Origin of the sequence: Streptomyces sp. MI02-7b, assembly GCF_033793585.1 — a bacterium.
Classification (GTDB): Bacteria; Actinomycetota; Actinomycetes; order Streptomycetales; family Streptomycetaceae; genus Actinacidiphila.
Map to the genome: position 1 here is coordinate 58,245 of NZ_JARAWX010000035.1, position 14,231 is coordinate 72,475.

Consider the following 14,231-nt stretch of genomic DNA (forward strand, 5'->3'; position numbering starts at 1 on the left):
GCAGCTGAAGACCCTCAGCGAGATTTGGGAAACGCTTGGCTTCGCCAGGCTCAGTTCCGAGTGCTGACCAGGCACTCCACCCGGCTCACCGCGTGTGGCCGAAGCACCTGGGTTTCCCGACCCGGTAGGCAGTTCGCAGACGTCCGTGGGCATCGCTCTCCGCAAGGGGCCGTGCGGAGCTCCCGCGGCAGGGCGTCGCCAACCGCCATCCGGACGCAGAATCCGCGGGTGGACGAGGAGGCCGCGGAGCAGAGGGTCAGGGTTCGCGGTCGGCTGGTAGGCGAAGGGCGTGAGGAGCAGCTGCGTACCGACGGTGGCCGGCAACCATGCGGTGCCTCGGTGTCAACAACCTGCATGTCCAGACCGGCAGGCAGTACGGCGCGGGACGAGTGCAGCCAGGCAGGAAGAGCGCAGGCTGATCGTCGCAGCTCATGGCGATACCGTCCGCCCATCGGCAGCGACGATCAGCCCTGCTTCCCAGGCCCACGTTCCGACGTGCGTTGTGGGGGGCCCGACCCCAGCCGGGGCAGGCCCCCCACAACGCACGCCGGCCGGAGCGGCGTCAGTGTTGCCCAGCCTGGCGCTCGAGGAACTTCTCGCGAACCCAGAGGCCGGTGACGCCTGCCAAGGCCCAGGCGCTGAGCATCACAACAGCCCTTGCCACTCCGTCCTCGTGGAAGAAGGCGAGCCCGTTGACGGCTCGCACTCCCACTCCGACCGGCAGAATGGAAGAGAACGGGTGAAGCCATCCGGGAAGGAAATATGCCGGCAGGCTGCCGCCGCTGGTGGCGTTACCAAGCGTCATGAACAGCACTGCTGCGGTGCTGGAACCGGCTACGCCGAACACACGCACAAGCAGCATGGTGGCGGACCCGACAGCAAGCGCAACCAGTGCCACCAGCCCGGCGATGCCGAAGAAGGCTGCCGGTAGGACGTTGAAAGCGCGGACGATGGCGGCGACAGTCACTCCGCCGCCGACTCCGAACGCGGCAAGACTGGCCAGCCGTTGAGGCAGCGCGATGCGCGGCGCCAGCTGGTAGGTCATGATCCCGAACAGATAGCCGGAGAGCACCAGGCCGAACGTCGTGTAGAACACGACGAGCCCACGGGTATCCCTTGGGGGCGCTGGGACAACATCGAGGGTCTCCAGCTTGCCCCCTTCCGCCGCGGTGATCTGTCGGAAGGCCGCGGTGACCACGCCGGCAACCGATGGGCCGTGCGCTCCCGCATAGAACAGCCGCGGACCACGGGCTGCGCGGGGATCGTACGCACCGAAGACCTTCCCGTGCTCGATGGCGGTGCGTGCCGCGGTCTCGCTCGGAAGCGCTCTGACACGAAAAGCGTGAGGAGCATGGGACGCCAGCAGTGTCTCCACGCGTTGCGTGTCCGCAGCTGTGCCGACAACGGCGACGGGCAGGTTGCGTGGCGTTGGTGCGTGGAAGGCGGCGAGATACACGCTGATGAAGATCGCCCCTATTGCCACCACGATGGTGACAGGGACGAACGTTGCCTTGTTTCCGTTCAGCCCCTCTCGAAGCCGATGGGCGGGCCGGGCATGGTGACCGCCTGCGGCAGAGGCGGGCCGATCCTGGGCGCCGCGGGGTTCGACGGGTGTGAGTGGCATGTCGTGGTCCTTGCTGGTGAGCCGGCAGGAAGAACGCGCGGAGGCTTCCTGGCAGCGGTAAGGAGAAAGGGGAGGGCCCCACCGCCGGAGGGGGGAGGTGAGCCGGAGGCGGGGCAATTGAATAGTTAGTTGCACAACGAACGATATTGAGAGTGGGATGATGCGGTCAAGGCGTGCTGCGGCGACCGGGTCAGGGGGCGACCGTCTGCCGGAGCCCTGCCAGTGCGACCGCGACCGGCACCACGTCGGCGACCGCCATCTCGATGCGCTCGTAGACCTCGGGATTGAGGATCGTGGTCCCGTCGAAGTCGCCCGCACTGAGGTAGATGCCGGCCGGCGCCGTCCATGCCTGGAGGAATGCGAACAGGGGCCGCAGCGCGTGTTCCACGACCAGGGCGTGCCGGTCGCTGCCTCCTGTAGCAGCCAGCACCACCGGCTTGGCGGCCAGCGCGTACGGCCCGACAAAGTCGAAGAAGTGCTTGAACAGTCCGCTGTAGGAGCCCTGGAAGACCGGGCTGGCCGCGATGACCAGGTCCGCTGCTTCCACGGCGTGCAGCGCTTCCTGCGCCTTCACTCCGAGCTCCTCACGCTCCGCAGTACCCGCCAGATCCGGGCCGAGCGTATGAAGCTCGATGATCCGCGACTCCGTCTCCGTCTGTGCCGCGAGAGTTGCCAGAATCAGCTCCGCCAGAGCGGTCGTCTTCGACGGGGAGCGCAGTGTCCCCACGACCGCGACCACGTTCAGAGGCCTGCTCATGCCGTCTCCTCCGTCGCGGACCCCTCGAGAGAAGCGATCTCCTTGCGGACGACCGGCGCCACCTGGCTGCCCAGGAGTTCGATCGACTTGAGCATTTCCCTTTGCGGGACGTTCCCGAAGCCCAGCTGGATCATCATGCGGTCGTGCCGGAACAGTTCGTACTGCGCCATGACCTTGTCGATGATCTCCTGTGGACTGCCGAGGAAGAACGCGCCCGCAGGGCTCGACTGCGCCTCGTAGGCCTGGCGAGGCATCGGGACACCACGCCCGCGCTGATGATGGTTGGCCATCCAGCCGGCCTGGAAGTACGGGTGTGACACCTCGATCGCTTCCTGGTGGGAGGCGGCGACGAAGCCGGGGGAGTTGATGGAGACCTTCAGCCGTGCCGGATCATGTCCGGCTTCTTTGGCTGCCTGCCGGTACAACTCGGCAAACGGCGCGAACTGGGCGTAGCTGCCGCCAATGATGGCCAGGGAGAGGGGCAGGCCCAGCCTGGCGGCTCGTATCACCGAAGCGGGCGTCCCACCCACCGCCACCCAGACCGGCAGTTCACGATCCGGCCGGGGAGTGATGTCCCCCTGGTCGAGAGGCGGCCGCATCGTTCCCCGCCAGGTGACCGGATTCTCCTCACGCAGCCGCAGGAGCAGGTCAAGCTTCTGCGCGAAGAGATCCGAGTAGTCACGCAGGTCGTATCCGAACAGTGGGAACGACTCGGTGTACGAGCCGCGTCCCGCGATGATCTCCGCGCGGCCACCGGAGATGAGATCCAGGGTGGCGAACTGCTGGAAGACGCGGACCGGGTCGTCAGAGCTCAATACCGTCACAGCGCTCGAGAGCTTGATCTCGCGGGTGTTCTCCGCCATGGCCGTCAGAACGACGGCAGGAGAGGAGACCGCGAAGTCGGTCCGATGGTGCTCACCGACGGCGAACACGTCCAGACCGGCGTCATCGGCAGCGCGCGCCTGCTCGATCAGCTCGCGTAGCCGCGCTCCGGGCTTGGGCGGGACGACGGTAGTGGGATCCGGCGTCAGCTCGCCGAAGTGGTAGATGCCGAGCTCGAAGGCCATGACAGGCCCCCCTTCTGTAGCGGGATGGCGACTGAGGAAGGTCGTGCCCCAGTGGTGTGCAACCATTGATCCCACAATTTTATTCGTTGCGCAACGAACTACTTAGGGGAGCTGCGGTGACAGATGAGGACTGGAGCAGGGGCTTCGGGCGGCGCGGTCTCCCGTGACAGCGAGCGCGGTCGCCGTGAGGCTCTCGCCGACCGTGGTGCCGGGATCGACCTCGATCAAGGCGAGGCCGTCGGGAGTGACGCCCACGACAGCAAGGGAGGGGCGGAGGTGACCGCCGGCGGGCAGGCCACTCCAGTGGGAGGGAGAACGCATTCGGCAGCGTATGAGGCTCCAGGCTCGTGGTGCGGCCGAAGTCTGTGCGCCTTGTCCGCGCTGTCGCGGCTGGCTTCGCTGCTCCTGTTGATGGGCGCCAGCGCGTCCGCAGACGCGATGACGCTGGGCGCCCGTAATTCACGATTCGCATATGCATCGTTATTCCGGCGCCCCGAGCAAGTGGAATTTCGTCAACTTGCCGACCGGTGAGCTGTAAATGATTCCTGCCTTTCAAAATTATCGGAAATTCGGCAGGGTCGGTGGCTGTCGAGAATTGGTGCCCGGCTGAACGTGCAGACACTATGCATGATTTCCTCGGCGAGTTGCCCCCGCGTGAGAAGGGGTAGAATTGACCTCCCGGCCGGACGGGAGGTCGACGTGTGCTCACAAGCGGCGGAGATGGGGAACGTGTGCAGCATCTTCCACGCCGGGAACCCTGTGGCATTCATATCTGTCGACCCCGACGGCAGTGTGGACGGCTGGAGCGAAGAAGCCGAGGCACTCCTTGGCTACGACCGAGCCGAGATCATAGGCCGACCAGCACTCGGCCTCCTCGTCGGAGGCCAAGACCAGGCTGCAGTCGCAGAACTTGTGGCGCGCGGGGGTGGCCGAAGCACCCTCCGTCATAAAAGAGGACACTTTATAGAAGCGGACGTGCTGCTGCAGCCGTCATTCGCGGCCGGAAAATCCACTGTCTGGGTGATGAGCCGGCCGCCCGGCAACGCGGTTTGCCACAACCTATTGGAGGAGTCCTGGGCGCAATCGTCTGACGGCATGATCCTGTGGTCCCTGGGGTTGCAGCTATTGTGGGCGAACGACCGTACGTGCCAGCAATTCGGCACAGATGTCACCCACATTCGGGGTCGATTGCTGACGGAAATCATTTCGCCTGAGCATCAGCACCATGCGGTCGAGCAGGCCATGCGTCAGGTGCGTGATACCGGAACGGCGCAATCCATTCGCACCTATGAGCAGGTGCAGGGAGAATATCGACCCCATGAATGGGTTATCCGTATCGATCCCGTTCGAGACCAGCACGGCACGGTGGTTGCGCTGTGCACGATGGCACGCGACAACTCCGCTGAATTCTGGGCGCGGCAACGTCTCGTCCTGCTCGACAAGGCACGCCGTACCATCGGTCATTCACTGAACGTCGAAAGAACAGCCTGCGAGTTCGGCGACCTCTCCGTCCCCGATCTCGCTGACGTCGCGCTGGTTCATCTACTGCCCGCGACCTTGGGTAACGACAGAGCGAGTTCGGGCGGCCCAATAGAAATGCGCCTCGTTGCGACGAATGGCGACACGCCAGACCGCAGTCGAACGGAGGGAAGCGTCGCAGACAGCGCAATCCCGGTCTGGCGTACAGTGGACCGCCATTCCCTGCCAGGCCGGGCCCTGCGGGAAGGGAGGGCCGTACGCGTCGATCTTCCGCACAAGGCGGCCACCTGGCCCGAGCAGAACCCCAGCCCGGAGTGCCGTCGCGGCGGCGGAGCCATCTGCGCGCCGTTGACCGTCCGTGGCACCACACTCGGAGTCGTCACGCTGCTGCGCCACGAACTCCCCTTCGACAAGAATGACCTTCTGCTTGTCGAGGAACTTGCCGAGACCACCGCGGTGTGCATCGACAACGCCCGCCACTATGAGCGCGAGCACAGCACATCCCTTACCCTGCAGCAGAGTCTGCTCCCCCGGGAGCCCCCTGCGCAGAATGCGGTTGACGCCGCCTACGGTTACCGGCCCGCCGACCGTGCAGCAGGCGTCGGAGGCGACTGGTTCGACGTGATCCCCCTGTCCGGAACGCGGGTGGCACTGGTTGTTGGCGACGTCGTAGGCCATGGTGTGCAGGCGGCCGCGACCATGGGGCGGCTGCGTTCGGTGGTGCGCACACTTGCGGACGTCGACCTTTCGCCCGAGGAACTGCTGGCCTGCCTCGACGACATCGTGATCCAACTGGATCAGGAGGCCGGGGACAACAGGACCGAACCGGAAGTCGGAGCGTCCGTCCTCTACGCGGTCTACGACCCGGTCTCCCATCGTTGCCGACTCGCACGTGCCGCACACGTGGCGCCCGTGCTGGTCCTACCGGATGGAACCAGCGATCTACTAGACCTTCCAGAGGGGCCACCGCTGGGAGTGGGAGGACTGCCCTTCGAGTCAGCGGAACTGGTGCTCCCGGAAGGTTCCCTCCTCGTCCTTTTCACCGACGGTGTGGTGGAGTCACGGGATCGGGACCTCGATGCCGGCATTGCACGGCTCCAGGAGTGCCTCGGCCATGCGGGCAGGTCGCCCGCGGCCGTTTGCGACGACATCCTCACGACGGCACCGTCTGGGCCAGGTGGCGACGATGCCGCGTTGCTTGTGGCGCGGACCCGGGTCCTGGATCCGTCCAATGTTGCCCAGTGGGAGGTGCCAGCCGACGCATCTGCGGTGGCGGGCATACGGGATCGGACCGCCGAGAAACTGAGGTTCTGGGGCCTGGAGGACAAAATGTTTGCCACCGAGCTCATCGTTAGCGAACTTGTCACCAACGCCCTGCGCTACGGACGTGCGCCCATTCAGCTGCGGCTGATCAAGGATAAAGCGTTGATCTGCGAAGTCACCGACGGCAGTAACGCCGCCCCCCACATGCGCCGGGCGCGGACCTTCGATGAGGGGGGTCGCGGCCTCTTCCTCGTCGCCCAAATGTCCTCGCGGTGGGGCAGCCGACACCTCGTCGAAGGCAAGATTATTTGGGCGGAACAGCAACTGGAACCCGTCGGCTAAGAACTCTTAACGGGATGACACCTTGGGGTCGGCTCCTCATCGTGGGGTGCCGTCGAGCAGCATGGGGCGATGGACTTCGATCAGCCGTTGCCTCGCGAGCTGAAAGCCGTCAATTCGGCCTCACTGTTCAGGCTGAAGGAGCGGGCGTGTGACCTCGGCCTGAGCCAGTGGTTGGACCCGGCTTGGACATGAGCGAACGCGGTGCCCGATGGCACCCACTACTTGTGGCCGATCCTGTGGCACAGCCTGTCCCACCGCCCGGACGGATGGGGCTCCTGCCACCGCCGATCGGTGGCGATAGGAGCCCCCGCCCGGCGTTCGCCCCGCTTCCTACTCGAGAACGGGGCCAGCACCTCAGCGGCAGGAAAGCTGCCGAAGGTAGGCAGGGGCGTCAGCCGAGACGTAGGTACGTGGCTATGTCCTTGTACAGGGCGGCAACCTCGGCAGGCGTGCCGTGGGGGTAGTGGGTGGCGAAGAGGGCGCCCACCCGGGGCTTGCTGGTGGTGGCTTTTTGAGCCTCGTCGAGGACCTGGGCGTCCAGGCGTCGCAGGTACGCCTCCAGTTCTCCGGACTTGCTGCGGCGGTCATCGCCGAACTGGTCGGCGAGGGTGAACACTCCCGCGGTCTTCCAGTAGTCGGTCCAGGCGGTGAAGTCGTTCTCATCGTCAGGCGGGTTGGGGGGTCGAAGTCCCAGATTGTTGAGTTGTTTGGAGAGTCCGCTGGTGACGCGCAGGACTGGCCCGTCGGCTATGACAACCCAGGGAACGTCGAAGGCGGAGAGGTATTTGATGTAGCCGCCGAAGTTGTTGTGCCCTCCGACGTCCAGCAGCGGGACGTTGGCCGCCTCCGGCCCCAACTGGGTGCCGGTGTTGTTCCACCATTGACCGAGGGCGCCGGTTTCCGTCGCGCCCTCGCAGAGGATCACGGCGCGGGCGAAGAGCAGGGCCCTGGTGTCAGCGGCGGCCAGGTTCTGGATCCAGCCAGCAAGGGCCGAAGCGGCCTTGGCCTGGGCGCGCCGGACAGTGGTCGCTCCGTCCGGCCCCGGTGCCAGACGGACGATGCGCTTGAGATCGGCCTCTGTGGCCACCGGGACCAGGTCCGCGCTGTGGGTGATCAGGAGGGCTTGTACATCACGCAGGGCGGTTGTGGCGATCCGTCGCTGCATGGTCGGATGCAGATGGACCGCCGGTTCGTCCAGCACGATGACCCGTCCGGGCCCACCCGCTGTCAGGGCCGCCAGCAGGACGACCTCCTGCAGCCCTGCTCCGCTGAACTCGGCACGGCGTTCACCACGTCCGGCGTCGATCATGACATCAATGGCTATCCCGTCTGCCTCGGGAGATGACTGCACCTCCAGGCGCGCCCCGGTGATGGTGTGAAACATCTCCTGCGCTCTGCCGAAGCCCTCGCGTTGTTCACGCCCACCGTTCTTCAGCCTGTACAACTCGCCCGAGACACGGCTGCCGTCGCTCAGATCTAGGGGGTCCGCCAGTTCATCGAGGGAGAAGTGCCGGCGCGCGGGCAGGCGCCGATTGACGGTCACCGAGACGCCCGCAGCCCAGATCTTCCCGAGGACGGCGACGAAGGGCACGGAATGCCGCTCGGTCAGCCCCAGCGCCTCGGCGAGCGTTGTCATGGAGACGGGCCGGGGGCTGGAAGCGTCGTTGAGCGTGGGCATGTGGAACATGACCGGCTGCTCAAGGCGGTCCAGGATGGCCGGGAAGTCGATCACTTCGGGCGCCGGTTCTTCGGTCAGCTGCTCCATGGCTACGGTCTTCCAGCCCTGGGCCGCTCCGGGGCGGAGCTGCTCCCGCCAGGGGCCCTCCAACTGGATGTGGAAGGTGTCCTTGCCATAGTCGAACTGCCAAGCGGACGACCAGCCAGTGTGCCGGTGGGAGTCGAAGTCCAACCGGAGCGTGCCGCGGAACAGTGCGGCCACCGAGTCCGTGGTGATGCAGGTTTCGGCGGCTTGCTCCAACTCTTCGGTGCTGGGGCCCATCCCGTTGTATTTCTGGCAGGCGACGCTGATGTACGAGGCCTTCACGAAGTCAGTGACCAGGTCCTGTTCCCATGACTGGTCCAGTTCGAAGGAGACCGTCAACGTGAAGGCGGTAGCCCCGTGGTGGCCGGCTTGCTCGTACAGGGAGAGCAGATCGCGTTGCTCCGGGTCGAGGTGGCGATTCAGGACCGCGGACACAGCGCTGAGTACCTGGCACAGGTTCGACTTGCCTGAACCATTGGGGCCGGTGACCACGGTCAGACCCTGCTCCAAGTCCATGCTGAGGTCGGCGAAGGACAAGAAGCCTTGTGCCGTGATCCTGCTGAGTCTCACCCTGTGCCCGCCCCTTCATCAGCTACTGGCGATGATCCTTGCAGAATCTGAAGCTCCGGGCCGCCAGCGCATGGACCTTGGGTCAGGGGCAGGCGGCAGCAGTTGTCGCGTCACCTAATGTGAAGCCATGCCCACCCGGCACGGAGGGCGACTGCGGCTTCCTCACCTGGCCGGGCTGGCCGGCAGTCGTGGTCACGGGCGCTTCGACCCGCCTGGAAGCGTGCACTGACAAGGCGGCCACTCGTTACACCGTGCATGTCGACCACCGCCGTGACTGCTCTGGCGCAGATCACCGCAGTCCTGACGCAGGAGTACCGGGCCGGGACATGGCTGCCCACGGCCCATGAGTGCGACCTCGCGGAAGGCCTCGCCCACGCCCGCTGGAGCGAGCATACCGTGCGAGCTCAGCTGCGGGACCAGCCCGACATCGTGACCAACAGCCCCCTCGGCCAGGTCTTCACCACCACGGTCCACGCCTTGGCTTCTCCCGGGACTAACGCAGCCGCACTACTTACTCTCCGCGTCCTGATCGACGCCCTCGCCCCGCCCCTGGCAGGGCAAGCGTGATGCCCGGCGCGCACCGGGCCAAGGGAGCCCGTGCCGTTGGAGCCGCGGGACCGCGCGGCCACGGACCGTACGGCGACGAAACCGCGGGAGAAGACGAGCACGATGCCGACTCCGACCAGATGCTGCAAGGGACTCCGGCTCCGAAGCCCTAGGCGACGTCGCGCCCCCGCCCGGGCCGCTCCACTGACCGCGCGAACAATGCGGTCACTGCCATCCGGCGGCGGCCTGCACCGTCCACGGCACCGTCGAACCGGATGGCGAAACGGCGCTGATCGCTCACCGGGCCCGGCCGGGAGACAGATCGGTTCCCGCGCCCTGGAGATCCTGCAAAGTCTGCTCGAGGCTGCGCGCCGCTTCGGAACCGACGTGCCCACTCAGTCAGTAGCAGTGCCGGAAGCCAGGCAGGGGCCCTCCTTCAGCGATCCTGCAATCGCAGCCGTTGTCGCGTCACAGGTCGACGACGGGCCCCGACTGGGGCAGCTGCCTCAGGCTTGAGCCCTGAGGCGTCATCGAGACCCGCAGAGGCCGGCTGCCTGGCATGGTTGTATGCGCGGAACCTGCCTTGGGGGCGGGAAAGGAACGGGGGGCGGACTTGGGTGCGGCGCTCTTGGCTATCGCGGCGGCGCTGATCGGCGGTGGGGTTTCCCTGGCGTCGGTGCTTCTGTCGCAACGCGGTGCAGAACGGGCTCAGAATCGGGAACAGCACAGAATCGATCAGCGCCGAGCGGAGGACCGCCTCCATGATTGGGACAGCCGCCTGCTCGATGAACGCCGTGCCGCCTACACACGTCTGAATTCAACGGCGCGCAGCTTGCGTGACGCCCTGTCCGACTGCCGCCATGGTCTTGAGGCCACCGGCACCTTGAATGCTGACGTGCTCGAGGAAATGGAGGAGCGCTGGAACCAGTACGTGGTGACGCACGCGGAGGCACACATGATCGTCTCCGACGGCGTTCTCCCCCTGCTTGGCGCCGTGAACGGGTCGTTGCGCATTGCCCGCGGGCTGGTCAAGCAGCTCAGCGGGGAAAGGCAGAGGCCGGGCGGCGAATTGGAGCAGCTGACGCAGCGGATCGCCGACCTGTGGCCTCGGCTGGAGGCCCTGAGGGATGAGATGCGTCGGGACCTCGGGGTTACCAGTCGATGAACCTCCTACTGTGTGTCACCGTCGCCCAAGGCCGATGCGGCATCAAGGTAGTCCAGTGACGACGTTGGCGAGCGGCATGCGGATTCGGGCCCGCTTTACGCTGCCGACGTCGCGGCCCTCGAGCCTGCCGAGCCCCTGCCGTAGATAGCCACGCAGGGCCAGGCCGCCGTGGCCCTCAGATGGCCCTGGGACGAGACGGCCCGACCGGCGGGGCCCGGCCGATCCCCTACTCGTGATAGAGGTCCCCGTAGCGCGCCCGGATCGGTGAGAATGCCGATTCCAGCGCAACACCGTACTTTCACCAGGAGCAGTCGTGCCGAGAGACCGAAGCGAACGCAACTTCACCTACGGTGCACAAGTCGCAGGCTCAAGCTCCGGCCGAGACCTCGGCCCCATCGTGGTTCTCACACTGATTGCCTGGGGTCTCGCAGACGTCACGCACGACATCTCCTGGGGCGTGCTCGTTATCCTGATCACCTGGCAACTGATGCGCCAGGTTGACGCCCGCAACGAGGCGACCGCAGCCTGGAATCGGCGAGCCGCTGCAGACAGCGCCGCCGGGATCAGCGGCGCTCCAACACCTGCATACAGCCGGCAGCACCCGGATGACACGGCACACGAATCTGGCCTCGCCGTACCCACAGTGACCGGCGGCGTGCACTTCTTCTCCGACACTGGAGCCGCCCACCAGTTCCCACCAGTGGAGATCGTCGAAATCGACCGCAGTCTGCCTTATGACCGCATCCGCATCACCACCACGGACAAGCTTCGGCCTGAAATCGTGATCTACCCCCAGGGTTGGAACGTCGTCGCCTGGGCGCACCTGACGACCCGTGACGCATGGGACGCGGACCAGGGGCAGCCCGAGGCGTAACGTTCCCCGAGATCCTCCGTGGCCGGCCTCCTCACCCCTCCCACGCGATCGGATCGGACTACTCCCGGACGACCACTTCTGCATCCAGGCAGAGGAGGGATGGCGAACTTGCCGCGGAGGGCACCACGATCGGCTCAGACGAGGTCGAGTTGCACCTGCTCACGGCTACGGCGACGGCTGCGGTCGTTCTCCCAGGTCCAGCCGGTCAGGGAGGCAAGGGTGTTTGCACGCTCGGCCGGGAGTTTCCCTTGCCGGTAGTGACCTCGGATGGTCGCAACCTTCACACCGAGGGGGTAGGAGCCCTCGCAGTGTGCCTGCGGTACCTGCATATGCCCCTCCTGGGCTTGATCCGCTTTGACGGACATTCGAGATCAGGGGTTCTGCCCCGGGAGGATGTCCGTCATGGAGAGCATGGGGAAGAAGAAGCCACGCCCTCGCCGATCGTTCACGCCACAGTTCAAGGCCGAGATCGTCGAGCTGTGCCGGCGCGGTGACCGTACGGTCGGGCAGATCGCCAAGGATTTCGACCTGACCGAGACCGCGGTGCGCGACTGGGTCAAGCAGGCCGAGGTCGACACCGGCGAGCGTGACGGCCTGACCAGCAGCGAACGCGAGGAACTGGCCGCGCTACGGCGGGAGAACCGCCGACTGCGCGAGGACGTCGACATCCTCAAGCGGGCCACGGCTTTCTTCGCGAAGGAGACCCGGTGACGGTGCACCCGTTCATCGAGGCGGAGAAACGCGCAGGTCACAGTGTCAAACGGGCGTGTGAGCTATTGAAGGTCTCCCGAGCCGCCTACTATGCCCGCCGCACCGGCATCGCCGGTCCTCGCGCGGTCCGCGACGCCGAGCTGACCGAGCAGATCACCGCCGTCCACACGAGGTCCCGGGGAACCTACGGTGCCCCACGCGTCCACGCCGCTCTCCAGCGCGACGGCGCCGCGTGCGGGCGTCGCCGTGTCGCCCGGCTGATGCGGGCGGCCGGGCTGGCAGGCATGCACCGCCGACGACGGCACCTGACCACCGTTCCCGATCCCCGGGCCGCCACCCGTCCCGACCTCATCGCCCGAAACTTCCAGCCCGACCCCACCGGGCTGGACGTCCGCTGGTGCGGTGACATCACCTACATCCCGACCGACGAGGGCTGGCTCTACCTGGCCACCGTCATCGACATCGCCTCACGCCGCGTGATCGGTTGGGAGACGGCCGACCACATGCGCACCGATCTTGTGGCCGACGCCCTGACCGCCGCCTGCCGGCAGCGTCGCCCAACGCGGCAAGTGATCTTTCACTCGGACCGCGGAAGCCAATACACCAGCCAGCAATTCGCAGTCCTGGCAGACCAGTTCGGAGTTTCCTTGTCGGTCGGTCGCACTGGGCAGTGCTGGGACAACGCACTGGCCGAATCGTTCTTCGCCACCATCAAACGCGAATTGCTCGACACGGCCTCCTGGCCCACTCGGGCCGCCGCACGCACCGCGATCTTCGACTTCATCGAGAGCTGGTACAACTTGCACCGACTGCACAGCAGCCTCGGCTACGTCAGTCCCGCCGACTACGAGACCGCACACGCAGCCTGACCACCACCACATCAATGGTGTCCGTCAAAGCGGAACAAGCTCAGCACACGCGTTGCACGGGTCTGGAGACACTGCCTCGAGCCAGTGTTCCCCCGGTGGCGGGCCGGGGGGTCAAGGCCCCCGCTCGGGGGCGGCCGTCACCACTGAAGAGGGACGGGCCCCGGATTCTCTTTACACGGCAGCGGAGTCTTTTTCAGGTTCCTTCGCCAAGTTCGGTCGGCACGGCAGAGCAGAGCGCAGCCCCGGTAGTTCAGTGAAGGCACGACGACCTGGGGCAGCGCGCCGGGAACGTCTACCGGGAACTGCACGAGTCGCCCGAGGGAGCGCCGGGGGCGTCACGGTCGGATGCGGGCGTGGTCCAAGCGCCGGTGGACCATCGACAGCGTGGTCAGCAGCTCCAGCAGTTCGGCGTCGGTGACCGGGCGGTGCAGCCGCGGGTCGTGTGCGGCCGGGTTCCGGAACATGGAGAACAGGCCCTTGACCAGGTTCGCCAGGCCCTTCTGCTCGTCGAGCTCCGTGGGCGTGCTGCCGGTGTTCACCGCCACCCGCGCGATCCCGCTGCCGGGCATCAGCACCGCGTCCACCAGCCGCGCCCCGTCCAGCTGCTCGCCGGTCATCGTCCGCAGCCGGTCCGCGACCGACTTCACCGCCTCCAAGCCGGCGTGGAAGGCGTTCTTCGCCAGGATCTCCTCGGTGCAGTACCGCAGAACCTCCGGGTGCGTCTCGCGCCGGCGCAGCTCCGCGCGCAGCGAACTGGCGTGCCGCGCCGCCTCCGACAGGGTCGCCGCGACCGGGCCGCGTGCCACCTGCCCGGCCTCGGTGACCCGCAGCCCGAGATGGACCAGGACCTCGTTCAGGTCGTCCTGGCGGCGGGAGAACACCGCAGGCCGCTGCGCGTACCGCACCGGCGCCATCGCCTCCCGGATGAACGCCACCACGCAGTTCGCCGCCTGATCGCGGTCCTGGCGGGCCAGCAGCGACTGGGTCAGCCGGTCCCGCTTGGAAGACCCCTCGACCGGTGGCACCCGCACCGCGGCCAGCAGGTCGTCGATCTCGCGCTTTGTCAGCCCGTCATCGGTGTCGCCGAGCACCCCCGCGACCGCCGCGACGGCCGTCGCCGGCCACGGCGCGATCTTCGCCGTCATCCCGTTCACCCCTCCCCAGTGGCCCTGGCCCACACCCTGGCCAACCCGCCAGCCTGT

At 66.6% G+C, this 14,231-nt stretch carries 13 protein-coding genes; 7 read left to right on the top strand and 6 right to left on the bottom strand.

The annotated features are described in order from the left end of the window. Nucleotides 1-562: 562 nt before the first annotated feature. From PV364_RS36985 to PV364_RS36995, 3 genes are all read right to left on the bottom strand, one after another. A complete protein-coding gene (locus tag PV364_RS36985) occupies nt 563-1,624 on the bottom strand; it encodes an ABC transporter permease (RefSeq protein WP_319665314.1) in 1,062 nt (353 codons plus the stop codon). 190 nt (nt 1,625-1,814) lie between these two features. Beyond that, a complete protein-coding gene (gene msuE / locus PV364_RS36990; protein ID WP_319665315.1) occupies nt 1,815-2,381 on the bottom strand; it encodes an FMN reductase in 567 nt (188 codons plus the stop codon). Further along, nucleotides 2,378-3,448 carry an LLM class flavin-dependent oxidoreductase gene (locus PV364_RS36995; protein WP_319665316.1) on the bottom strand — a complete coding sequence of 357 codons (1,071 nt, stop codon included), beginning with the start codon at nt 3,446-3,448 and terminating at the stop codon, nt 2,378-2,380. The genes msuE and PV364_RS36995 overlap by 4 nt, the downstream gene beginning before the upstream one ends. A 720-nt stretch (nt 3,449-4,168) precedes the next feature. Here PV364_RS36995 and PV364_RS37000 point away from each other — a divergent pair. Further along, nucleotides 4,169-6,532: a SpoIIE family protein phosphatase gene (locus tag PV364_RS37000; RefSeq protein WP_319665331.1), complete on the top strand. Its 2,364-nt coding sequence runs from the start codon at nt 4,169-4,171 to the stop codon at nt 6,530-6,532. A 69-nt stretch (nt 6,533-6,601) separates the two neighbouring features. Beyond that, nucleotides 6,602-6,724: a hypothetical protein gene (locus PV364_RS37005; RefSeq protein WP_319665317.1), complete on the top strand. Its 123-nt coding sequence runs from the start codon at nt 6,602-6,604 to the stop codon at nt 6,722-6,724. Nucleotides 6,725-6,923: 199 nt separating this feature from the next. Here the strand turns inward: PV364_RS37005 and PV364_RS37010 are convergent, their stop codons facing one another. Further along, on the bottom strand, nt 6,924-8,864 hold the full coding sequence (locus tag PV364_RS37010) for an AAA family ATPase (protein WP_319665318.1): 1,941 nt from the start codon (nt 8,862-8,864) through the stop codon (nt 6,924-6,926). Nucleotides 8,865-9,119: 255 nt separating this feature from the next. On the opposite strand from PV364_RS37010, the gene PV364_RS37015 reads away from it, so the two are divergent. The 3 genes from PV364_RS37015 to PV364_RS37025 all read left to right on the top strand — a co-directional run bounded on the left by PV364_RS37015 (nt 9,120) and on the right by PV364_RS37025 (nt 11,449). Next, a complete protein-coding gene (locus PV364_RS37015; RefSeq protein WP_319665319.1) occupies nt 9,120-9,431 on the top strand; it encodes a hypothetical protein in 312 nt (103 codons plus the stop codon). Between the two features lie 592 nt (nt 9,432-10,023). Beyond that, nucleotides 10,024-10,575, top strand: coding sequence for a hypothetical protein (locus PV364_RS37020; RefSeq protein WP_319665320.1), 552 nt, complete (start codon nt 10,024-10,026; stop codon nt 10,573-10,575). A gap of 313 nt (nt 10,576-10,888) precedes the next feature. After that, on the top strand, nt 10,889-11,449 hold the full coding sequence (locus tag PV364_RS37025; RefSeq protein ID WP_319665321.1) for a hypothetical protein: 561 nt from the start codon (nt 10,889-10,891) through the stop codon (nt 11,447-11,449). A gap of 134 nt (nt 11,450-11,583) precedes the next feature. On the opposite strand, the gene PV364_RS41430 is transcribed toward PV364_RS37025, so the two are convergent. Continuing rightward, entirely contained in the window at nt 11,584-11,814 is a 231-nt protein-coding gene (locus PV364_RS41430; RefSeq protein WP_415924659.1) for a helicase associated domain-containing protein, read from the bottom strand. 37 nt (nt 11,815-11,851) lie between these two features. On the opposite strand from PV364_RS41430, the gene PV364_RS37030 reads away from it, so the two are divergent. Together PV364_RS37030 and PV364_RS37035 are read left to right on the top strand one after the other, a co-directional pair. Next, nucleotides 11,852-12,160, top strand: a complete 309-nt coding sequence (locus tag PV364_RS37030; RefSeq protein WP_415924660.1) for a transposase — start codon at nt 11,852-11,854, stop codon at nt 12,158-12,160. Then, nucleotides 12,157-13,029, top strand: coding sequence for an IS3 family transposase (locus PV364_RS37035; RefSeq protein ID WP_319665322.1), 873 nt, complete (start codon nt 12,157-12,159; stop codon nt 13,027-13,029). Before PV364_RS37030 ends, PV364_RS37035 begins: the two co-directional genes overlap by 4 nt. A gap of 335 nt (nt 13,030-13,364) precedes the next feature. Here PV364_RS37035 and PV364_RS37040 read toward each other — a convergent pair whose 3' ends face one another. Further along, nucleotides 13,365-14,174, bottom strand: coding sequence for a TIGR02391 family protein (locus PV364_RS37040; protein WP_319665323.1), 810 nt, complete (start codon nt 14,172-14,174; stop codon nt 13,365-13,367). Nucleotides 14,175-14,231: the final 57 nt, after the last annotated feature.